This is a genomic window from Indolivaga alginatilytica (genome assembly GCF_003201355.1).
Taxonomy (GTDB): domain Bacteria; phylum Bacteroidota; class Bacteroidia; order Bacteroidales; family Dysgonomonadaceae; genus Dysgonomonas_A; species Dysgonomonas_A alginatilytica.
Genome location: NZ_QICL01000012.1, coordinates 94381 through 117670 on the forward strand (window position 1 = coordinate 94381; position 23290 = coordinate 117670).

Annotated in this window: 21 protein-coding genes; 19 read left to right on the forward strand and 2 right to left on the reverse strand. The window is 36.6% G+C overall.

All coding sequences use genetic code 11. The features are described 5' to 3' along the window. Nucleotide 1: 1 nt before the first annotated feature. Nucleotides 2-721 carry an energy transducer TonB gene (locus CLV62_RS10815; RefSeq protein WP_110310796.1) on the reverse strand — a complete coding sequence of 240 codons (720 nt, stop codon included), beginning with the start codon at nt 719-721 and terminating at the stop codon, nt 2-4. 428 nt (nt 722-1149) lie between these two features. On the opposite strand from CLV62_RS10815, the gene CLV62_RS10820 reads away from it, so the two are divergent. Further along, nucleotides 1150-1344 carry a hypothetical protein gene (locus tag CLV62_RS10820; RefSeq protein WP_110310797.1) on the forward strand — a complete coding sequence of 65 codons (195 nt, stop codon included), beginning with the start codon at nt 1150-1152 and terminating at the stop codon, nt 1342-1344. A gap of 150 nt (nt 1345-1494) precedes the next feature. Here CLV62_RS10820 and CLV62_RS10825 read toward each other — a convergent pair whose 3' ends face one another. After that, a complete protein-coding gene (locus CLV62_RS10825; RefSeq protein ID WP_110310798.1) occupies nt 1495-2124 on the reverse strand; it encodes a YhcH/YjgK/YiaL family protein in 630 nt (209 codons plus the stop codon). Nucleotides 2125-2555: 431 nt separating this feature from the next. Here CLV62_RS10825 and lepA point away from each other — a divergent pair, with 431 nt between their 5' ends. From lepA to CLV62_RS10915, 18 genes are all read left to right on the forward strand, one after another. Then, nucleotides 2556-4343, forward strand: a complete 1788-nt coding sequence (lepA, locus tag CLV62_RS10830; RefSeq protein ID WP_110310799.1) for a translation elongation factor 4 — start codon at nt 2556-2558, stop codon at nt 4341-4343. 9 nt (nt 4344-4352) lie between these two features. After that, nucleotides 4353-6110, forward strand: a complete 1758-nt coding sequence (locus CLV62_RS10835; RefSeq protein WP_110310800.1) for a BACON domain-containing protein — start codon at nt 4353-4355, stop codon at nt 6108-6110. A gap of 7 nt (nt 6111-6117) precedes the next feature. Then, on the forward strand, nt 6118-6624 hold the full coding sequence (locus CLV62_RS10840; protein ID WP_110310801.1) for a flavin reductase: 507 nt from the start codon (nt 6118-6120) through the stop codon (nt 6622-6624). A 138-nt stretch (nt 6625-6762) separates the two neighbouring features. Further along, nucleotides 6763-8655 (forward strand): biosynthetic arginine decarboxylase, encoded by a 1893-nt coding sequence (gene speA, locus CLV62_RS10845; protein WP_110310802.1) that lies wholly within the window; start codon nt 6763-6765, stop codon nt 8653-8655. A gap of 269 nt (nt 8656-8924) precedes the next feature. After that, a complete protein-coding gene (locus CLV62_RS10850) occupies nt 8925-9314 on the forward strand; it encodes a VOC family protein (protein ID WP_110310803.1) in 390 nt (129 codons plus the stop codon). Nucleotides 9315-9389: 75 nt separating this feature from the next. Beyond that, entirely contained in the window at nt 9390-10721 is a 1332-nt protein-coding gene (locus tag CLV62_RS10855; protein WP_394337201.1) for a glycoside hydrolase family 28 protein, read from the forward strand. A 300-nt stretch (nt 10722-11021) separates the two neighbouring features. Then, nucleotides 11022-11711, forward strand: coding sequence for an EcsC family protein (locus CLV62_RS10860; protein WP_110310804.1), 690 nt, complete (start codon nt 11022-11024; stop codon nt 11709-11711). A 179-nt stretch (nt 11712-11890) separates the two neighbouring features. Next, entirely contained in the window at nt 11891-12640 is a 750-nt protein-coding gene (locus CLV62_RS10865) for an MlaE family ABC transporter permease (RefSeq protein ID WP_110310805.1), read from the forward strand. Continuing rightward, nucleotides 12637-13410 carry an ABC transporter ATP-binding protein gene (locus CLV62_RS10870; RefSeq protein ID WP_110310806.1) on the forward strand — a complete coding sequence of 258 codons (774 nt, stop codon included), beginning with the start codon at nt 12637-12639 and terminating at the stop codon, nt 13408-13410. Before CLV62_RS10865 ends, CLV62_RS10870 begins: the two co-directional genes overlap by 4 nt. Nucleotides 13411-13458: 48 nt before the next feature. Continuing rightward, nucleotides 13459-14226 (forward strand): exodeoxyribonuclease III, encoded by a 768-nt coding sequence (locus CLV62_RS10875; RefSeq protein ID WP_110310807.1) that lies wholly within the window; start codon nt 13459-13461, stop codon nt 14224-14226. Between the two features lie 216 nt (nt 14227-14442). After that, a complete protein-coding gene (gene sufC / locus CLV62_RS10880; RefSeq protein WP_110310808.1) occupies nt 14443-15204 on the forward strand; it encodes a Fe-S cluster assembly ATPase SufC in 762 nt (253 codons plus the stop codon). A 101-nt stretch (nt 15205-15305) separates the two neighbouring features. Then, the gene (gene sufD / locus CLV62_RS10885; RefSeq protein ID WP_110310809.1) at nt 15306-16646 is read left to right on the forward strand and encodes a Fe-S cluster assembly protein SufD; all 1341 of its coding nucleotides are present in this window, start codon (nt 15306-15308) and stop codon (nt 16644-16646) included. A 105-nt stretch (nt 16647-16751) separates the two neighbouring features. Beyond that, nucleotides 16752-17972, forward strand: coding sequence for an aminotransferase class V-fold PLP-dependent enzyme (locus CLV62_RS10890; RefSeq protein WP_110310810.1), 1221 nt, complete (start codon nt 16752-16754; stop codon nt 17970-17972). 177 nt (nt 17973-18149) lie between these two features. Beyond that, the gene (locus CLV62_RS10895) at nt 18150-19169 is read left to right on the forward strand and encodes an endonuclease/exonuclease/phosphatase family protein (RefSeq protein WP_110310811.1); all 1020 of its coding nucleotides are present in this window, start codon (nt 18150-18152) and stop codon (nt 19167-19169) included. A gap of 218 nt (nt 19170-19387) precedes the next feature. Next, a complete protein-coding gene (locus CLV62_RS10900; RefSeq protein WP_110310812.1) occupies nt 19388-20641 on the forward strand; it encodes a nucleoside permease in 1254 nt (417 codons plus the stop codon). 6 nt (nt 20642-20647) lie between these two features. Then, nucleotides 20648-21328: a 16S rRNA (cytidine(1402)-2'-O)-methyltransferase gene (gene rsmI, locus CLV62_RS10905; protein WP_110310813.1), complete on the forward strand. Its 681-nt coding sequence runs from the start codon at nt 20648-20650 to the stop codon at nt 21326-21328. A 110-nt stretch (nt 21329-21438) separates the two neighbouring features. Beyond that, the gene (locus CLV62_RS10910; protein ID WP_110310814.1) at nt 21439-22311 is read left to right on the forward strand and encodes a Cbp1 family collagen-binding glycoprotein adhesin; all 873 of its coding nucleotides are present in this window, start codon (nt 21439-21441) and stop codon (nt 22309-22311) included. Nucleotides 22312-22493: 182 nt separating this feature from the next. Beyond that, nucleotides 22494-23189 carry a YjjG family noncanonical pyrimidine nucleotidase gene (locus CLV62_RS10915; RefSeq protein ID WP_110310815.1) on the forward strand — a complete coding sequence of 232 codons (696 nt, stop codon included), beginning with the start codon at nt 22494-22496 and terminating at the stop codon, nt 23187-23189. Nucleotides 23190-23290: the final 101 nt, after the last annotated feature.

The following is a 23290-nucleotide window of genomic DNA, read 5'->3' on the forward strand; positions in this document are numbered from 1 at the left end:
CTCAACGTTTAAAAATCAACTGCAATACCACAAACACCGATACCGGGGCGCCTGCCTGTTTACCTGCCTGCCATTTGGGCATAGACTTCACTAAGCGAAAAGCCTCTTTATCCAATATATCGTTACAGCCTTCTATCACCTTTAAATTCTTTACCGAACCATCTTTAACCACAACAAAACCAAGCATTACCGCACCACACGATTCAGGCATCACCAAATCCTCAGGCAATCTCACTTTCTCATTAAGGTATTTCATCATTGCATTATATCCTCCATTAAAGGATGGCATAAATTCGGCATTAATTAAAGGGCGGTATTTAGTATTTAAAGTTATATATTTCATTTCATCCATCAACTCAAACAAAGCATCGTCTCCCTGAAAAGATATTGCTGCTACAGTTCGTGTTCCGCTTGGTTCGAAATTAGGATCATTAAAAAGAAACATAAACCGAGCCTCATCTCCTTTTTGAAAACGAGACAATTTTCTGACCGACAAAAGTTTCTTTACAATACCGTATTCAACATGCCTTTCCACATAGCGAGATTCATGATAATGGGGTATTATTTTTTTAATTTCCAATGAATCTCTCAATGCTGAATCGTCATTCCAAGCCAGATATATCTCACTCCTTTTAAGGGAATCCGGTAAAACATCTTGCTGGGCCTTCCCCTGAAGCGAGAAAACAAACAGAAAACAGAACAAAGATAGAAATCGTCCCATAACTTCTTCAATTAAAAATAAACACTTTTCAACTACTAACTATTTTTACGACATTTCATAACGACAAGCAATGTATTATCGCCATACCTATTAGGAGTGTAAAAAAGTCTAAAACCTTAAGCACAATAAATATAATATTTATTGCTATACCTTGCAAACATTTTTGCTATGTTAAAAAAGAAAAACTTCTCAGTATCTATCATTTAATAATGCAAATCAGTAGTTGGATTATATAAAACGCTCTTCTTTGTTATTTATAACCTACGCGCAATCACAGATTGCTTGTGTTCCTTTTGCCCAAAGCCGCAAAAGGAATCAAAAAGTCTTTGCCGACCACTTACGGTGGTGATCCGTTATCAACTTGCCGTTAAGAATAAAATAAGCCGTCCTGTCGGACTCTTTACATTTTATTCTTACCGACAGCTTCGTTGAACGGATACCTCACCCCCGAAGTAAATGTCGGCTTTGCTTACGCCCGTCAGGCTCTCCGACCTTGGCGGTTGCACGGGGTACCCGATGTGGGAGGAAAGCGTAAAAAACAAAAAGAAATCAAAGTCGAAAGTATTTTTTTGTTTCCGCTTTCAGATCACGAATTGAGGCCAAAGCAAAAGGCACAGTCTTGATCTTTTGTTTCGTTTTGCATCAAGGCAAAATGAAAGACAAACCTCGTTAGAGGTGCGTCAGTAAAAAAAGAGCGTTTTTCACTAACAACTGAACCACTCATTGGCATTAATAAGTTAGCGCAAGTCTTTCTGCCTCAAAAGGCTTATAAGTTAATCAACCGCCACCTTAAATACAACTTTGCGTACTTTAGCTTTTTCTCCATACTGAATATTAGTCATATGAATATCATCAGGAAAGAAAATCGTAAATTGATCAGGGCGTATCACATGATACTCTATTACCGGCACTTTAAAATGAGCAATATCTCTTTTTGCATCATACGGATTTACAGTTTCGATGGCAGTGCTCAATTTGGCATACCCCTGCAATTCGCAACCTTCAACAATATACTGTAAATCTATATATTTCTGATGCCCTTCCAACTGCTCATTGCCCGGCTCACGGGTAGTGTATTCTTGCACATTAACGGTTACATCATCTCCCAGAGATTGTTTTCCAAGTGGAAGAGCCTTCAGATCATTTTCTTCGATGAACTTAAATACTTTCGCCCATCTTTCGGGATGCTTTTCATAATGATTAACGAATGTCACGGCATCCAACCCCGAGTCAGGAGATGCATTAGCTCCCAGCATCCACTTTTTAGAGTCAAACCATTCCTTTTGTTTTTTTGATAATTGTTTAGTCTTTACTACATCCTTCGCACACAAGTGCACAACAGGAAATAATAAGACAACTGAGACAATAAGTGCAAGATTAAAAAAACGTGTTTCCCTTTTCATTAGTTTAGTATTTAAATAATATTAAATAATTATTTGTATTTTCGTTGCAGGAGCAGATCTGAGATACTTTACCCTCTATCGATAAAAAGAGTGCAAAATAAAAACAAATGTCCCACCATCTGATTATAAGTACAGCAAATGTAAGATTTGTCTTCAATATTTAAGAGAAAATTCCAATTAAGTAGCACTAAATATTTAATGCGATTTCTCTGCTTACCAATTGTCAGCAAACAATCACACCAATCCTCTATACTTGTTACCTTATCCACTTATTTATTCGTTGTTATACTTACCAAAGCAATAAAAAGGTCTGAGACCTTAAAATCTTACAAAACATATCTTTCAATAGTACAATTCTTTCCGTATATTTGCATCCCGTAAATTGGGGTTGTAATCTCCAATCGATAAACTAGTCATACCGTTGTTTAAGAATGAATAAAATAAGAAATTTCTGCATCATTGCGCATATAGATCATGGTAAGAGCACATTAGCCGACCGTCTACTCGAATATACTAAAACAGTAGAAGGTAAAGATATGCAAGCTCAGGTCCTTGACAATATGGATTTGGAACGTGAACGTGGTATCACAATCAAAAGTCATGCCATCCAGATGCAATACCTGTACAATGGCGAAACATATATACTGAATCTCATTGATACTCCGGGACACGTTGATTTCTCATATGAAGTTTCGCGTTCTATTGCTGCCTGCGAAGGAGCATTACTTATAGTTGATGCAGCTCAGGGAATACAAGCTCAAACTATTTCCAACCTTTACATGGCAATCGACAATGACTTGGAAATTATTCCGATCCTAAATAAGATAGACCTTCCAAGTGCGATGCCTGATGAAGTAGAAGATCAGATCATCGAACTTTTAGGATGTAAACGCGAAGAAATTATCCGTGCCAGTGGAAAAATGGGACAAGGAGTATATGATATTTTAGCTGCTATTATAGAACGTGTTCCTGCTCCAAAAGGAGATCCCGAAGCACCTCTGCAAGCTTTGATTTTCGACTCTGTATTCAACTCTTTCCGGGGAATTATCGCCTATTTCAAAATACTAAACGGTACTATCAGAAAAGGCGACCTTGTAAAATTCTTTGCTACGGAAAAAGAATATAACGCCGATGAAGTGGGTGTTCTGAAACTAACCATGTCGCCCCGTGATGTAGTTACCTGTGGTGATGTCGGCTATATTATATCAGGAATCAAGACTTCCAAGGAGGTAAAAGTGGGTGACACAATTACTCACGTTAAGAATCCTTGTGAGAAAGCGATAGACGGTTTCGAAGAAGTAAAACCAATGGTTTTCGCAGGGGTATACCCTATCGAAAGCGAAGACTTTGAAGATTTGAGAGCTTCTTTGGAAAAACTTCAATTGAATGATGCTTCGCTAACCTTCCAACCCGAATCGTCCATTGCCTTAGGTTTTGGTTTCCGATGCGGTTTCTTGGGGCTTCTGCATATGGAAATCATACAGGAACGTTTGGAACGTGAGTTTAACATGGACGTTATAACAACCGTACCTAACGTTTCATATTTAGTATACGACAAAAAAGGAGGAGTAAAAGAGGTACATAACCCTTCGGGGCTACCCGACCCTACCCTTATCGATTATATAGAAGAACCCTATATACGCGCATCGGTTATTACCAGTACAGCATACATAGGACCTATCATGTCACTATGTTTAGGTAAGCGAGGTATACTTCTTAAACAAGAATATATTTCAGGAGACCGTGTAGAAATCACTTATGATTTACCCTTGGGTGAAATCGTAATCGACTTTTACGATAAACTGAAAAGTATATCAAAAGGATACGCTTCGTTCGACTATCAAATGCACGACTACCGTGAAGCTAGATTGGCAAAAATGGATATTCTCCTAAACGGAGAACCCGTGGATGCCCTGTCAACACTTACTCACGTAGATAATGCGGTAAACTTCGGTCGCAGAATGTGCGAAAAGCTGAAAGAGCTTATCCCACGTCAACAATTTGACATCGCTATACAAGCAGCTATCGGAGCTAAAATTATTGCCCGTGAAACAATCAAGGCTGTACGTAAGGATGTTACTGCAAAATGTTATGGTGGTGATATTTCCCGTAAACGGAAGCTTCTTGAAAAACAAAAAGAAGGTAAAAAACGAATGAAACAAGTAGGTAACGTAGAAGTACCTCAAAAAGCATTCTTGGCTGTATTGAAATTAGACTAAATCTATTACATGAAAAAGTTTTTCTTTATTATTAGTATTCTTGCTTGCTTTATCGCATGCTCTTCGGATAAAGAAGAGGAAATAATTACATTAGAGTTATCTCAATCCGAGATTTCATTTTCAGCCAATGAAGAAACTAAAGACCTTAGTGTAAAGACCAACGGATCATGGACCATAAGTGATATTCCCGATTGGATTTCAATCGATCCAAAAGAAGGTAAGGGTAATTATAAGATTACATTAAAATCTGAAGAGAATCTAAAAGAAGAAGAGCGTTCTGCCACTTTGAAAATCGTTGCGAAAGATAAAATCAAGGAATTGAAAATAAAGCAAAATGCAAAGAATGTAGAATTATCTATCTCAAAACCAGAACTTGTATTTGATGCCGAACCGATAGCCGATGGATTGACTCTTGATATTGTATCCAACGAGCCTTGGACTATTGTCGACATTCCAGAATGGTGTACATTAAGTGCAGATAAAGGAGAAGGAAACATGACCATTACAGTTGTTGTCGATAAAAACTATATCGACATAAAACGTGATGCTACCATAATAATAAAAGCCGGAAGCAAAACAGAGGAATTAAAATTAAAGCAAGAAGCTTTAAATATTCAGATAGTTTTTTCCATGATGGATCTAACAGGAACGTATGCCAGCGATATCCTGGATATGGGATTTTACAGCGAAGCCTCTGCCAATTCTATCATGATACGCTCAAATACAAAATGGACTGTTCAATCTAACGCAACATGGGCTACCCCAGACAAAAATAATGGTAATGGAAACCAGCCTATAACTATCAGTGTTACCGAAAATAAAAACAAAACAGATAGAAACGGTGAAGTAACAATTACTGCAGGATCAAAATTCCTAAAATTAATTATCGGACAAGGAGGGATGATTGATGTTACAGACAATCCATACCAAATAAACCAGCGAGATAATGCCCCTCATATTGGCGACTATCTCATTAAAAAGAAAATAAGCTATGTAGACCCTGGTAATGGAGGTAAAAATGCTTCTTGGAATTTCAGCAATTTGACAGTTCTTATTGATAAATATGAAGCCAACTACAGAGCTCCAAATATGGCCGAAGATCATACGTACCGCCTCGGTCTTGATATTATTGATCCTTCTAAAATTTCTGCGAATAGTCTTATTATTTATACTGATAATGTTGTAAATACGATGTATTATTACGAAATCAAAAATAATCAATTACAGGCAATGGGACATGAAAATTCAACTACTCTATTGCAGTATAATCCTCGTATGATAGAAGATAAATACCCAACATATTATGGCGATTCTTATAAATACGATTACCAATCAGATGTATGGTATAGTGGAAGAAATGATTTCAGAACCAAAGGTTATTATGAAATGAAAGCTGATGGCTACGGAACTATTACGTTACCATCGGGTACTTATAACAATGTTTTGCGGATAAAATATGTACAAACTATTCAATATATCCCCTTGCGTGGTGTTTGGGAAGGTCCACTAGAATACGAATTTATAACCTACAAGTGGTATGTAAAAGGATATAGGTACCCTGTACTTGAAACAATGCGAATGGTAGATACTACAGGCTTTGAAACCGCATCTCTTGGATTCTATTATCCTCCAACAGATCACACTTATTTGAAGCAAACAAAGCAGGTTGTTTCAGTTGATAACAAACCTATAACAAACGTAAGGAGTACACCTCGAAAAACATCCCGATCAGAAAGTGTACGACCAATATTGCAATTGACAAAATAATATAACAATGAACAATTTCAAAGAAATATCGGCAAAACAACTGCCATTCTCCCCTTATGACATAAAGGACGAATGGATGTTGGTTACAGCTGAGAAAGAGGGCAAAGTAAATACGATGACTGCCAGTTGGGGAGGCTTCGGAATTATGTGGAACAAACAAGTAGCCTTTATTGTTATACGTCCACAGCGTTACACAAAAGAATTTGTAGATAATGCAGATTCTTTTTCGCTCACTTTCTTTGATAAAAGCTATTTGAAAAAGCTCGGTTATTTGGGCAAAGTATCGGGCAGAGATGAAAATAAAATAGAAAAAGCTGAACTGACAATTACTCACGAAGGAGAGATTCCTTACTTTGAGGAAGCTCACACAGCCATTTTTATAAAAAAACTATATGCTCAACCAATGGGAGGTGAATATTTTCTGGATAAGGAAATAATCTCAAAGTGGTTCCCTCAAAACGATTTCCATATTTTATATATAGGAGAGATAACAAAGGTTCTAACTACCAAGTAAGGTCGCAGACCTTTTTATTATCTACCTAAGTATAAATATCATTGCAAGTTATAATTTTAAAATATTGATTTTAAAATCCAACTTTTACTTAAGGTCACTCTATTTACAAACAATTTTAAAACAGGCGTATTTGCAATAATGAGAAAATGGCGCATTGAAGATTCGGAAGAATTGTACAACATCTCCAGTTGGGGTGTGAATTATTTTTCAATCAATGAAAAGGGGAACGTAATAGTTACTCCCCGAAAAGATGGTGTAGCTGTGGACATGAAAGAGCTGATAGATGAATTACAGCTTCGCGATGTAGCAGCCCCTGTATTGGTTCGTTTTCCGGATATTCTGGATAACCGCATCGAAAAGATTTCTACTTGCTTTAAAAAAGCAGCCAAAGAGTATGGTTACGAAGCACAGAATCACATTATATATCCTATAAAGGTGAATCAGATGCGACCCGTAGTAGAGGAACTTGTGAGTCATGGTAAAAAGTTTAACATCGGTCTTGAGGCCGGTTCTAAACCCGAATTACATGCAGTTATAGCCATCAATACAGACCCTAACTCTTTAATTATCTGTAACGGATACAAAGACGAAAGTTATGTAGAATTGGCTCTTCTTGCTCAAAAAATGGGAAAAAGAGTATTCATTGTGGTTGAAAAACTGAATGAATTACCACTTATTACAAAAACAGCAAAACGTTTAAAAATAGTTCCTAATATTGGTATACGTATCAAATTAGCGAGTAGCGGTAGCGGAAAATGGGAAGAATCGGGAGGCGATGTCAGTAAATTCGGATTAAATTCGAGTGAGCTATTGGAGGCTCTGTCTTTCCTTGAAAAAAATAACATGCAGGGTTCTCTGCGTCTTATCCACTTCCATATCGGTAGTCAGGTAACAAAAATAAGACGTATTAAAACAGCACTACGTGAAGCTTCGCAATTTTATGTACAACTTCATGGCATGGGCTTCAATATCGAATTTGTTGATATTGGCGGAGGTCTCGGTATCGATTACGACGGCACACGTTCGTCACACAGCGAAAGTAGTGTTAATTACACTATTCAGGAATATGTAAACGACTCTATTTCGACAATGGTAGATGCAGCCAACAAGAATGGCCTGCCCCACCCTCATATCATTACCGAATCAGGAAGATCGCTAACAGCCCATCACTCGATACTTGTATTTGAGGTTCTCGAAACAGCAACTCTACCCGAATGGGAAGAAAGTGATGTGATTAGTGAACAAGATCATGAACTGGTGCGTGAGATGTATCAAATATGGGACGATCTTAATCAACGCCGTATGTTGGAAGCATGGCACGATTCGCAACAGATCAGAGAAGAAGCACTCGATTTATTCAGCTTGGGAATGTTGACTCTCAAAACAAGAGCACAAGTAGAGCGTCTTTATTTCTCTATCGCACGTGAAATATACCAGATGGCAGGACGTATGAAACATTCCCCCGACGAATTGAAACAGTTAGCTAAATTGCTCCCTGATAAATATTTCTGTAACTTCTCTCTTTTCCAGTCTCTGCCTGACTCTTGGGCTATCGATCAGATATTTCCGATCATACCTTTGCATCGTTTGTCAGAAAGACCCGATAGAACAGCTACATTACAGGATATCACGTGTGATTCGGACGGAAAGATTGATAACTTCATACCAACAGGCAATCAAACAGGATATTTACCTGTACACAGCCTGAAAAAGAATGAACCTTATTATTTAGGAGTATTCCTGGTTGGAGCATATCAGGAAATTCTGGGTGACCTTCACAATCTGTTTGGTGATACCAATGCAGTACACGTAGCAGTTGACGAAAACGGATATAAGATAGAACAGATATTAGATGGAGAAACGGTAGCTGAAGTATTGGAATATGCACAATACAACGCTAAAAAACTGGTTCGTACAGTAGAAACCTGGGTAACAACTTGTGTTAAACAAGGATCTATTACCGTTGAAGAAGGTAAAGAGTTCTTATCCAACTATCGTTCAGGATTATACGGATATACATATTTGGAGTAAAAGATTCCAATCTACAAACGATATAGATAGGTGGAGAAAAGTTCCTTTTCTCCACCTATTTTTTCTTACAGCAGCTAACCCATTCTTATAAAGAGTAACATCTTCTTTTTAGAGTCAGCGAGCCGACTATTCTTTTCATAAACATTTACTATTTTAGAAAACAATCTTTATATTTAAGGTTTCAGACCTTTTTAATATTTTGACAAGTACAACAACTATAACCTGAAAGCATATTGCTTATAGCTTTCTTTACTAAAAAATAAACAATCATGGTTTTAAAAGATTCTACACCTAACCTTATGGTTAAAGACGTAAACAAAACAGTCGATTTTTATACTAATATCTTAGGGTTTAACAAAATAGATAGCGTACCCGAAACAGGGCAATGGGTATTCGCAATAGTAAAATCGGGAGACGTTATGTTTATGTTTCAAGAAGAAAACAGCATTAAAGAAGAATATCCTCAACTATCTGAATTTCCTCGGGGAGGCGGATTGACTTTTTATATACATGTATCTGACATACATACTCTTTATGAAAAGTTGAAGAACAAAGCAACCTTAGCAAAAGACCTGCATGACACATTTTACGGATCAACCGATTTTGCAATAGAAGATTGTAACGGATATATACTTACATTTTCTCAAAGCAATAAATAACACAATGCGGAATATACCTTAAACTCAAAAACCAAACACAATATTATGATAAAACAGATTACACCAATCCTTTTTATGGCTGTTCTACTCCTATCATGCAGCCGTCCGACTACAACAGTCACAGATAACGGATGGGAAATGGTTCCTGAAATTATGAAAAATATTTCCGCACCTAAATTTCATGACAAAACCTTCAATGTTGTAGATTTCGGAGCAAAAAACGATTCTACATTCAACAGCCTTCCTGCAATTATTGCCGCAATAAATGAATGTAATCAGCAAGGCGGAGGCAAAGTATTAGTTCCCGCAGGCACATACTACCTTAAAGGTTCTATTATCTTAAAAAGTCACGTAAATCTTCATTTAACAGAAGGGGCCCGGCTCGAATTTTCGACAGAACCTACCGACTATCTCCCTATGGTACTGACTAAATGGGAAGGTACAGAATGCTTCAACTATACCCCGTTTATTTACAGTTATCAATGCGTAAATGTAGCCATCACAGGCAAAGGAGAAATTGATGGTAATGGTGCAGTAACATTCAACACTTGGAAACCCAAAGAAAAACCGGCAATGGACAGACTTCGTCAAATGGGTAACGACTCCATTCCTGTTTACGAGCGTGTTTTTGGAGAAGGCTGGCATCTGCGCCCATGTATGATCCAGTTTTTAGGATGTAAAAACGTATTGATCGAAGGCGTAAAGATATACGATTCGCCTTTCTGGATTATTCATCCCGTTTATTGTGACAATGTAATTGTACGTGATGTGTATATTGACAGTAACAATTACAATAATGACGGATGCGACCCCGAATCATCTACCAATGTATTAATAGAAAATGTAAAATTCAATGTCGGAGACGACGGTATAGCCATTAAATCGGGACGGGATCAAGACGGATGGCGTATAGGGCAGGCAACCGAGAATGTAATTATACGCAATTGCTATTTTGCCCGCTGGGCTATTACCATCGGTAGCGAAATGTCGGGAGGTGTACGTAATATCTTCATCGAAGACTGTAAAATAGATAGTTGCAGGAATGGAATTTACTTCAAATCGAACCTCGACCGTGGAGGATTCTTCGAGAATCTACATATGCGAAACATCGAGGCTGATGTATGCTTATGGGGAGTAATAAACTTCCGTACAGACTACCACGGTTATAGAGGAGGAAATTATCCGACACAATTCCGAAATATTACCATCGAAAATGTAACATGTAACCGAGTAGACAGCGTAGCCATCATGGCGAACGGTGTGCCCGAAGCCAAACTATATGATATTACATTACGCAATATTGAAGTAAAAAAAGCACCTAAGGCTACTCAAATGAAAAATGTCGTTAATCTGGTTTTAGATAATGTAAAAGTAAACGGAAGGCTCGTCACCAAAGAAAACGAATAAACTCCAGACTTATAATACTATTTAATCTGAGACCTTAAGAAATAAAGTTTCGGGTTAAATAGTATTAACAAAAACCACTATAATCTATTTTAAGAAGTATATTGCAAGGTTAAATTTATAGACATATCAGTTTACCATAACAGACCTTATAAACAAAGCTTATAAGGAGTTTGTTATAAAAACCAGGTATTATAATAATCAGGTTGCAGTAAGTAAAGAATACAATAAAAGCTACAGCATAAATAATGTATTCATACTTACCAAAGCTATAAATAGGTCAAAGACCTTAATATACTTAACATGAGTAAAATAATAACAACAGCCAAAAGCGGCATCGTCTCAAAAGTTCTGGAATGGACATACGCCAGAGCCATAAATGGTTTTGGAGGTGTAGACTCAGCATATCAGTTAGGAAATGATTATCTTAAATCAAAAGGAAGCATCGACCAGCAAGTCGACCAGTTGATCAAATGGCAGGTTACCAAAGCTGCATCCAGCGGATTCTTTGCAGGACTCGGCGGATGGGCTATAATGCCTTTTGCCTTGCCTGCCAATATAGCGAGTGTGATGTATATTCAAGTAAGAATGATCTCTGCCATTGCTTATATGGGTGGCCACGATATTCAAAGCGATCAGGTAAAATCGGTCATCTATGTTTGTATGCTTGGCAATGGAACCAAAGAGATATTCAAGGAGATGGGAATCAAAGCCGGTGAAAAATTCGTAAGAAACTTTATTGAACAATCGTCCAAAAAGATGCTCCTTTCAGTGAATGAAAAAGTGAGTGTAAACATAGCCTCAAAACTAGGCAGCAAAGGTTTATCCGGCTTAGGAAAAGCCGTACCTTTAGTAGGAGGGCTTATCGGTGGTGGATTTGATGCAGCCTCAACACAAATTATAGGTAAGGTTGCCAAGAAAATATTTATAGATGATGATAAATCATTTTCAATTCTGGAGAGAGAGGAAACAGGAATTCCTTCACTTCTCTAATTTTTTTGTACATTTGTTATTTAGAAAAAGCAGATAAGTAAATGAAAGTATTTAATGATATACTTTCTGATTATAACAGGCTATTTCTGTTATGCTTACCAAAGCAATAAAAAGGTCTAAGACCTTAAGGTTACAAATCTTAGATATTTCACAGGACTTAAAAAGTTAATTTTAAAGGTATGCTATTAATAGGTTCATTAGAAAAATTGGGACAATATGCGATGCTAATGCGCAAAGTCTTAACAAGACCCCAAAAATGGAGAATATTTCTTCAACAGCTTTCAAAAGAGATAAGTAAACTTGGAGTAGATTCGATAAGTATCGTTATCATCATCTCGTTTTTTATCGGTGCTGTAATAGTTATACAAATTGCACTTAATATCAACAATCCGCTTTTACCCAGATATACCGTAGGATATACCTCGCGTGAAATCATTTTGCTTGAGTTTTCATCATCTATTATGTGCCTTATTCTGGCAGGAAAGGTCGGGTCGAATATATCTTCCGAGATTGGAACCATGCGTGTTACCGAACAGATAGATGCCCTCGAAATAATGGGAGTAAACTCTGCAAATTATCTCATCTTACCTAAAGTTGTGGGTCTGATGACTTTCGTACCGGTATTAGTTATACTAAGTATGTTTTTTGGTATCGTAGGAGGATTTGGTGTCTGTTATTTTACCAATGCCGTACCTGTTGCCGATTTCGAATTCGGATTACAATCCTTTTTCAAAACATATTACATATGGTACGCCATAGTAAAAACAATATTTTTCGCCTTTCTGATTTCCTCCATAGCAGCCTATTACGGGTATTTTGCCAAAGGAGGTTCGCTTGATGTAGGGAAAGCAAGCACAAATGCTGTTGTAGTGAGCAGTATTTTGATCTTGATTTCCGATTTATTAATCACTGATTTGATGATGGGATGATAGAAGTTAAGGATTTAGTAAAATCATTCGAAGGCAGGGAAGTGCTTAAAGGTATAAGCATGATTTTCGAAGAAGGCAAAACCAATCTGATCATAGGTCGAAGCGGCTCAGGAAAAACCGTTTTACTTAAAAACCTGATCGGATTAATGAGACCCACTAAAGGCAGCATCTTATACGATAACAGGGATTTGACAAAATTATCTTCGTATCAGATGAAAGCCTTGCGTCAGGAGATGGGTATGATCTTTCAAGGATCGGCTTTATTTGATGCAATGACCGTATTCGAAAATGTGTATTTTCCATTGGATATGTTTTCATCACTATCTAAAAGTGAAAAGATAAAACGTGCAACATCCTGTCTCGATCGTGTAAACTTATCGGATGCAGGTCATTTATACCCCTCTGAAATAAGTGGAGGTATGATGAAGCGTGCAGCTATCGCAAGAGCTATCTCATTAAATCCAAAATACTTATTTTGTGATGAACCCAACTCAGGACTTGATCCTCAAACATCTCTGGTTATCGATGAACTGATAAGCGATATTACCAAAGAATATAAAATTACCACTATCATCAATACACATGATATGAACTCGGTGATGAATATCGGAGATAAGATATTCTTTATCCAAGAAGGTAATCTGGAATGGGAGGGTACTAACAAGCAGATATTAACAACAAAAAATGAAGCTCTTAACGATTTCGTCTTTGCATCTGACCTATTCAAAAAGGTCAAAGCAATTGAAATGGACGAAATAAATAATAAATGACGAATGATGAATAGCTAAAATATTCATCGCCTTTTTAATTTCCTAATAATGAAAATTGTCTCATATAACGTTAATGGTATACGTGCTGCATTCAATAAAGGACTAGCCGAATGGCTAAGTAAGGAAAACCCTGATTTAGTATGCTTTCAAGAACTTAAAGCACAAGAAGACCAAATAGATCTTATAACCTTAAAATCTCTGGGATACGAATATTGTTATTTTCATCCGGCAGAAAAAAAAGGCTATAGCGGAGTCGGAATTATAACTAAAATCCAGCCCGATTTTGTAAAAATCGGAATGGGTATCGAAAAATACGACAAAGAAGGTCGTGTAATACGTGTCGACTATGGCAACGTAACCATAATATGTGTATACATCCCTTCGGGAACTACCGGAGGACTTCGTCAGGTTTTCAAAATGGAATTTCTGGCAGACTTCTCAGAATACATCCAAGAATTAAGAAAAGAACGTAAAGAAATATTGATTTGTGGCGATTATAATATCTGTCATAAGCCTATTGATATAAATCATCCCGAAAAACACTTAACTTCGTCTGGGTTTTTACCCGAAGAAAGAGAGTGGTTCGATCAGTTTGTAGGAACAGGCATGGTAGATACATTCAGGGAATACGATCAAAGTGGAGAGAAATACACGTGGTGGAGCTACAGAGCCGGTGCCAAACCTAAGAACTTGGGATGGAGAATAGACTATCATATGATTTCGAGCGAAGCAAGAGAAAGAGTTAAAAGCGCAACCATTCACAACGAAGTATGCTATTCCGATCACTGTCCGATATCTATTGAGGCAGATATATAATCTTTATAGATTTTTTAGATCATATATAGCCAAAAAGAAGTAAACAATTTCTTACAACTATTGTTCATTGTATTGAAATATATAGCCCCGGCTATATTAGTGAATATAATAACAATTTAGAAAAACAACGAGTAATAAAGTTATTAATAAGCTGAATAAGCGATTATTAAAAGACTTATCACTATATTATTTAATTATTTTATTTTAAACAAAATAATGGCGAATTTATTAAGCATAAAAAACTTGCATGCCAACATTGATGGCAAAGAAATATTAAGAGGACTAGATCTTGAAGTTAATAACGGAGAGATACATGCAATTATGGGTCCTAACGGAGCCGGTAAAAGCACATTAGCATCGGTACTTGTAGGTAATCCCAATTTCGAGGTAACAGAAGGTGAAGTTACTTTCGAAGGCAAAGATTTATTGGAACTTGCTCCCGAAGAAAGAGCATGCGAAGGTTTATTCCTTAGTTTCCAATATCCTGTAGAAATACCGGGAGTAAGTATGGTAAACTTTATGCGTGCTGCTGTGAATGAGACTCGCAAGCACAAAGGACTCGATCCTATCGCAGCATCGGATTTTTTAAAACTGATGAAAGAAAAACGCGAGTTAGTTGATCTCGACAGCACTCTGGCAAGCCGTTCGGTTAACGAAGGTTTCTCTGGTGGTGAAAAAAAACGCAACGAGATTTTTCAAATGGCTATGCTTGATCCTAAATTAGCTATTCTGGACGAAACAGATTCAGGCTTGGATATTGATGCTCTTCGTATTGTTGCAGCAGGCGTTAACAAGTTGAGACGTAAAGACAATGCTACGATTGTTATTACTCACTACCAACGTCTTTTAGAGTATATCAAACCAGACTTTGTACATGTATTATACAAAGGACAAATCGTAAAAAGTGCAGGACCTGAATTGGCTCTTGAATTGGAAGAAAAAGGATACGATTGGATTATTAAAGATTTTCAAGATTAAGGTCATAAACCTATCTGTTGCTTTGGTGCAGGAATAAGGTTTATCTCCTGCGATACTAAAAGTACAGAAACAATGTTTTACAGTAAAATATACAGAATTCAATGATAGAAACTCAATATATAGACTTATTCACCGAACACAGAAGCCTTATCGACAGCAAATCGACAAAGGTTCTGAACGATGAAAGGAATAAGGCTTTTGAAATTTTCAAGACGCTCGGTTTTCCCGATCGTAGCCTTGAAGATTATCAATATTCGGATGTTGTAAAGGAATTTATTCCCGATTATGGATTTAATCTAAGTAGATTATCTGCTCAAACAAATCCATACAACGCGTATAAATGCAATGTACCCGAACTTTCGACTAATTTATTCTTTTTAATGAATGATACATTCCACAAAGAGCATCAGCCAAAAACTGATTTCCCAAAGGGTGTATTTATCGGAAGCCTAAACGATTTTGCAGAACAACATGCTGATATAGCATCAAAATATTATGGCAAAGCAGCTCAATTAGAAAACAATACTATAGCTGCTTTCAATACTATGTTTGTACAAGATGGATTTGTAATATACATTCCTGATAACATCGTAATTGAACAGCCTCTGCAATTAATAAATATACTAACTGCAAATGTCGATTTTCTGGTAAACAGACGTCTACTTATTATTGCAGGAAAGAACTCTCAGGTAAAACTATTGGCTTGCGACCACACTGTTGACAGCCATAAATTTCTGGCGACTCAGGTTACAGAAATATTTGCCGGAGAAAATGCGCACATCGAGTTTTACGAACTGGAGGAAAACTCTAACCAAGTAACCCGATTGGCTTCAACCTACGTTCATCAAGATAAATCATCAACCGTCTTAGTTAATAATATTACACTGAACTGTGGTTTTACACGTAATAATTACCATGTGAAACTTAACGGGGAAAACGCCGAAGCAACTATTGCAGGTGTTATTATTGCCGATAAAGTACAGCACGTTGATAACTTTGCATTTCTGGATCATGCAAAACCTCATTGTCAAAGTACTCAGCTATTTAAATATGTATTACAGGAGCATGCCGTAGGTTCTTTCTGCGGACGTATTCTTGTAGAGCAGGATGCACAAAAAACAATGGCGTATCAGACAAATAACAATCTTTGTGCTTCGCCTGATGCCCGTATGTATTCAAAACCTCAGCTTGAAATTTATGCTGATGACGTGAAATGTTCTCACGGTTTAACTACCGGACAACTGGACGAGGATGCTCTTTTCTACTTGCGTGCAAGAGGTATAGCCAAAGAGGATGCAAAATTGCTGCTTATGCAAGCATTTACCGCGGATGTGCTTAAGCTTATTCATATTGACGTACTAAGAGACCGTCTTGAAGAATTGGTAGAGAAACGCTTCCGTGGAGAAGAAGCCAGATGTGGTGATTGCGCTATATGTAAATAAGGCCTCAGACCTTTTTATTGCTTTGGCAAGTATTATAACCGGAGACAGTTATAATCAGAAATAGAACAATATAGATTTAATTACTTACAAAAAACAAATAGGTCTATGACCTTAGATATAAATAAAATACGAGCTGATTTCCCTATACTTGAAACTCAAGTATATGGGAAACCTCTTATTTATCTGGATAATGGAGCTACTACACAAAAGCCCAAATGTGTAATAGACAAGATAAGTGAAATATATGGTTCTGTAAATGCAAATATTCACAGAGGAGTACACCATCTTAGTCAGGAAGCTACCGAACTAACAGAGAATGCCCGCAAAAAAGTTCAGCAGTTTATCAATGCAAAACATGCTCACGAAGTAATATTTACGAAAGGAACAACCGAAAGTATAAATTTGGTTGCCTCTAGTTTTTGCCGTGAGTTTTGCAAAGAAGGTGATGAGATTATTGTTTCTGCCATGGAGCACCATTCCAATATTGTACCTTGGCAAATACAAGAAAGCATTACAGGTGTAAAGCTTAAAGTAATCCCTATCAACGAAAAGGGAGAACTTATTCTTGAAGAACTTGAGAAACTGATTACACCTAAGACTCGTCTGATCTCAGTAATGCACGTATCTAATGTTCTGGGAACAATAAATCCGATTGAAAAAATCATAGAGATCGCACATAAACAAAACATTCCTGTTTTAGTAGATGCTGCTCAATCCATACAGCATATCGATATAGATGTGCAAAAATTGGACTGTGACCTATTGGTTTTCTCTGGACACAAAATATATGGTCCTACGGGAACAGGTATTTTATATGGGAAAGAAGACCTACTGAACAAGATGCCTCCATATCAAGGAGGAGGGGAAATGATTGGTTCGGTTTCATTTAAGAAAACCACATTCAACGAACTTCCTTTTAAGTTTGAAGCAGGTACTCCCAATTATGTAGATTTCATAGCCCTAGGAACTGCGCTAGACTATGTCAGTTCAATAGGACTATCCAATATTCGTGCCTATGAAGATGAGCTTTTGGAGTATTGTACTTCGGAGTTGATGAAGATAGACGGTATGCGTATTTTCGGAACATCCGACCACAAAAGTAGTGCAGTATCATTTCTTGTAAAGAATATCCATCATTACGATATGGGTATGTTACTAGACAGAATGGGTATTGCCGTACGTACAGGGCACCATTGCGCTCAACCATTGATGGAAGAACTTGGTATTGAAGGAACAGTTAGAGCATCTTTTGCATTTTATAATACAAAGGATGAAATAGATCAACTCATTGCAGGAATAAAACGAATTGTTCCTATGTTTGGATGATATCAAACACCCTATATACAGAAAGACTATTTATGAACTAATTTCATAAGTAGTCTTTTTTTTATTACTAAATTTACACGTCCTTAGATCGCTGTTTTTTTTATTACCATAACAACTATATTTCTATATTACACTTACCAAAGTAACAAATAGGTCTGAGACCTTATAATATCATTTATGAAGAAATATTTATTGATCTGCTTAGCCTTATTATCATTAGCGGGCTTTGCTCAAAACCAAAAGGAGATATATCCGATTGCATTCTATAATGTAGAGAATTTATTTGATACAAAAAGAGATACCAATATTGAAGATGAAGATTTTACACCTTCGGGACGTAATGCTTGGACAGATGATAAATATAAGAAGAAACTCAAAAACTTAGCATATGTAATTGATTTACTCGGCAAAGAAACAAATCCTTCGGGCGCTGTCATAATAGGTGTGGCTGAAGTTGAAAATAGAAAAGTAATAGAAGACCTTATCAGTACAGGAGATTTAGCAAGTCGTAAATATAAGATTGTACACCAAGACTCACCCGATGCACGCGGTATTGATGTAGGACTTATTTACAACCCATCGTTATTCAAAGTAACCTCATACAAAATTTATCCCTTCACACTTCCGGGAGCAAATGACATAAGAACCCGAGACATTCTTGTTGTTAGTGGGTTATTAGCAGGACAACCTCTTAATGTTTTGGTTAATCACTGGCCTTCGCGCCGGGGAGATAACTCCTCACCTCTCAGAGAACGTGCTGCTGCTATCTGCAAACATATCAGCGATTCTATTTACAAAGCCACTCCTACAGCAGGCATTGTCATTATGGGTGATATGAATGATGACCCTAAAGACAAGAGTACCCGAATAGTACTTAATGCTAAAAAGAATCAGGAAGAGGTGCAGAAAGGCGAACTATATAATACCATGTGGAAAATACACGAAAGTGGTACAGGTACTTTATGCTATAAAGACCAATGGAATTTGTTCGATCAAATTATAATTTCTCAGAGCCTGTTAAGTAAAGGAAAAAGCAAATTGAATTTTGAGAAAGCTGAAGTATTCAATAAGGATTTTCTTTTCCAGAAATCGGGAAAATATAAAGGATACCCATTGCGTACTTTCTCGGGAAATACTTTCTTAAATGGGTATAGCGACCACTTCCCCACCCTAATCTATCTATCATTGAACAAATAATGTTCTTTTCTTTAGAAATTATAGAAAAACAGGTAATCTAAGGTCTCAGACCTATTTGTTACTTTGGTAAATATAAAAACAGGAGATAGTTATAGTTGTAAAATGTAACAATAAATATTTACTACCACTTATAACACTTAAACTCTCGAATTTCTACAAAAGAAAAAACATATTTATATTATCTTTGGCTAATAAATCATATAAATAACTAATTACAGATGAGCAGTTCTTTAAACCTTAAGTATCGCCTTATAATAATGAATTTCCTACAATTCTTTTTATGGGGTACATGGCTTACTTCTCTCGGGGTATATCTTTCCGTAACACTTCATTTCAATGCCGTAGAAATCGGAGGTATTTTTGCAACCATGGGTATTTCTGCACTTATAATGCCTGCTCTGCTTGGTATTATTGCCGACAGATTCCTCAATGCCGAACGTGTATATGCAATTTGTCATCTGTTAGGTGCTGCACTACTTTTTTATCTACCGCATGTTACAGAATATAGTCAGGTTTATTTTATTATGCTGCTCGTTACTATGTGTTATATGCCTACACTGGGCTTGACCAATACTATTGCTTACAATGCAATGGAACGATCAAACTTCGATATCGTAAAACATTACCCACCTGTTAGAGTTTGGGGTACAGTAGGATTTATTGTAGCCATGTGGATGGTTGATATAATGAAATGGACTGCCAGCGCCAATCAACTATACTTAGGAGCTGCCGCTGCGTTGATATTAGGTTTATATGCTTTTACATTACCAAAATGTCCTCCGACTCATGCAACTAAAAACTCTTCTTGGGTTTCAACCTTCGGACTAGATGCTTTCGTACTTTTCAAAGAAAAGAAGATGGCTATATTTTTCATCTTTTCCATGTTACTAGGTGCTGCACTGCAAATCACCAACCTTTTCGGACAACAATTCTTAAATGACTTTGCTCTTACTGAAGAATATAAAGACTCTTTTGCCGTTCAGCATCCGGGCATTTTGACTTCGTTATCACAAATATCAGAGGCTTTATTTATTCTGGCAATACCTTTCTTCATGAAACGTTACGGTATCAAGAATGTAATGCTCATCAGTATGCTAGCCTGGGTATTGCGCTTTGCCTTGTTTGGCATCGGAAACCCTGATAGCGGCATTGTATTCATCATGTTATCGATGGTGGTATACGGAATGGCTTTCGACTTTTTCAATGTATCGGGATCTCTTTTTGTGGAGACAGAAACAAACCCGTCATTCAGAGCAAGTGCTCAAGGTTTATTTATACTTATGACCAACGGAATCGGTACTATTGTTGGAACAATGGGTAGCGGATACGTTGTAGACCTGTTCACTTCAAGCGATGGTATAAAAGACTGGCCGAGTATTTGGTTTAGCTTTGCAGCCTATGCTTTAGTTCTTGCCGTTGTATTTAGCATTGTCTTTAAATATAAGAAAACCGAACACATAAAAACAGCTTAAAAAAATATGTCACTAGGCAAACTATATATTATACCGACTCCTGTCGGAAATCTGGAAGATATGACTATCAGAGCAATAAGACTGCTCAAAGAGGTGGATCTTATCCTTGCAGAAGATACGCGTACAACAGGTTTTCTGCTGAAGCATTTTGAGATTCAAAATAAGATGCAGTCGTACCATAAATTCAACGAACATAAAACTATATCTCATATTATAGACCGACTGAGTGCAGGAGAAAATATAGGTCTCGTTTCGGATGCCGGAACTCCGGGTATTTCCGATCCGGGTTTTCTTATCGGTAGAGAATGCATAAAAGCAGGTATCGAAATAGAATGCCTTCCGGGAGCTACAGCATTAATTCCGGCATTAGTTTCATCGGGAATTCCTTGTGATAAATTTTACTTCGAAGGTTTTCTTCCTCAAAAGAAAGGACGAATGACCCGATTTAAAGAACTTGCAGAAATACCGACTACTATAGTTTTATATGAATCGCCTCATCGCGTATTGAAAACGCTAACGCAATTAGCAGAATACATGGGAGAAGACAGACAAGCCGCAACTTGTAGAGAGATATCTAAAATGCACGAAGAAACTCTACGTGGTACCCTTGCTGAGCTTATTTTGCATTTTACGACAAAGGCTCCAAGAGGTGAATTTGTGATAATTATTGCTTCAAAAAATGAATAAACTCTAAAAATAAGCTATTTATTTAAGAAAAGAATTAAATTTGATGAATTGAAGCAAAACTAAACAAGAGGGTTTAGTGTTAAATAGGAAAAAGTAAAAAGTAGATAATTATGAAAAAAGTAATTTTAGGATGTCTGTGCCTTGGCATGTTAGCATCATGTAATGTAAAGAACTCTGACGAATATAAAGCATTGCAAGCTGAGAGAGATTCTTTATTACAAGTCTCGTCTAAGGGGCAATCAGATGTATCCGATTTAATGGCTATGATCAATCAAGTGGAAGAAAACTTCGCTCAAATTAAAGAAGCCGAGAAATATCTAACGATAGAATCTAAGTCAAAGGGTGAAATGTCTTCTGATACCAAATCCCGTATCACCGACAATTTCCAAATGATTAATGAAATTCTAAAGAAAAATAAGGCAGACATAGAAACCCTTAATAAGAAACTTAAGAATGCTGGAGGACAGTCGGCACAACTTAAGCAAACAGTAGAAAGACTTACTGCCGAACTTGAACAAAGAAGTGCTGCTATCACAGAACTTAGAGAAGCTCTTACTGTAAGAGATGCTCAAATTGCATCATTAACAGGTGAAGTTGAAAAATTGAATACCAATGTTGAAGATCTTTCTAACAAAAATGTAGAGCAATCTAACAAAATAAAAGAACAAGAGAAGGCTTTGAATACCGGTTATTATATCTTCGGTACATCTAAAGAGCTTAAAGAAGCCAAAGTAGTTACAGGCGGCTTTATCTCTTCTCCTAAAATTTTGAAAGAGTCTATCGACAAATCAACTTTCATCAAGATTGACATTCGCGATGTAAAAGAAATTCCTGTATATGCTAAGAAAGCAAAAGTATTATCTGATCAACCTAAAGACAGCTACACTATTGCTAAAGATGCAAACAGTCAGGTAGTAATTAAGATTAACGATTACAAAAGATTCTGGAGCCTAGGTCAATTCCTTATTATACAGGTTGATTAAAGGTCTCAGACCTTTTTATGGCTGTGGCAGGAATAACAACGCCAATTAGTTATAACTTAAATTATAGCAATAAATATTATTGATAATTTAATTCTTACATATATAATGAAACACTGGTAAAGAAATCTCTTTATCAGTGTTTCATTTTAGAAGGTCTCGGATTTTTTTACCAATTAAAACAGATGAAATATACAACTATTTTTTTTGATCTTGATGATACACTTATCGACACTGCACTTAACAGTAAACAAGTACTGGAAGAAGTTTACAATGATTACACCATCGATAAGTATTATCCGAGTTTTAATGATTTCTATACAAAATATCAAAGCATTAATCTTCACTTATGGGATCAGTATGAGCAAAATCTAATAAGTAAAGAAGAACTTAAGAAAGGACGGTTCGAACAATCATTAAGAGATTTCACGTCTATTTCAACCGAACAATCTCTGGAAATGAACAATGATTTTATGGGAAGAGTATCCAATAAAAAGAATATTATTGAAGGTGTTGAAAATATACTTGAATATTTACAGCCCAAATACCACCTCTACATAATATCAAACGGTTTTTTGGAAGTACAGGATAAGAAGATAAAAAATGCAGGATTAGATTCTTATTTCAAAGATGTATTCCTCTCGGATCATGTAGGAAAAAATAAACCGCATCCCCTGATCTTCAATTACGCCCTAAAAGAAGCAAATACTACAAGTACTGATTGTATTATGATCGGGGACAATATCAATACCGATATTATAGGAGCAAAGAATATTGGTATAGACCAGATTTGGTTTAATCCTAAAAGCATGGAGGATACAAGCCATATAGCACCAACGTATACAGTTAAAACATTAAACGATATAAGGACTATTCTCTAAAGAAAAAATGGTAGTATCTTATATACTACCATTTTTTCTTTATTATCCAATACAATGTACAAACCTTCACAAACTTCTTTTTTGCGCGTTTATAACATCTG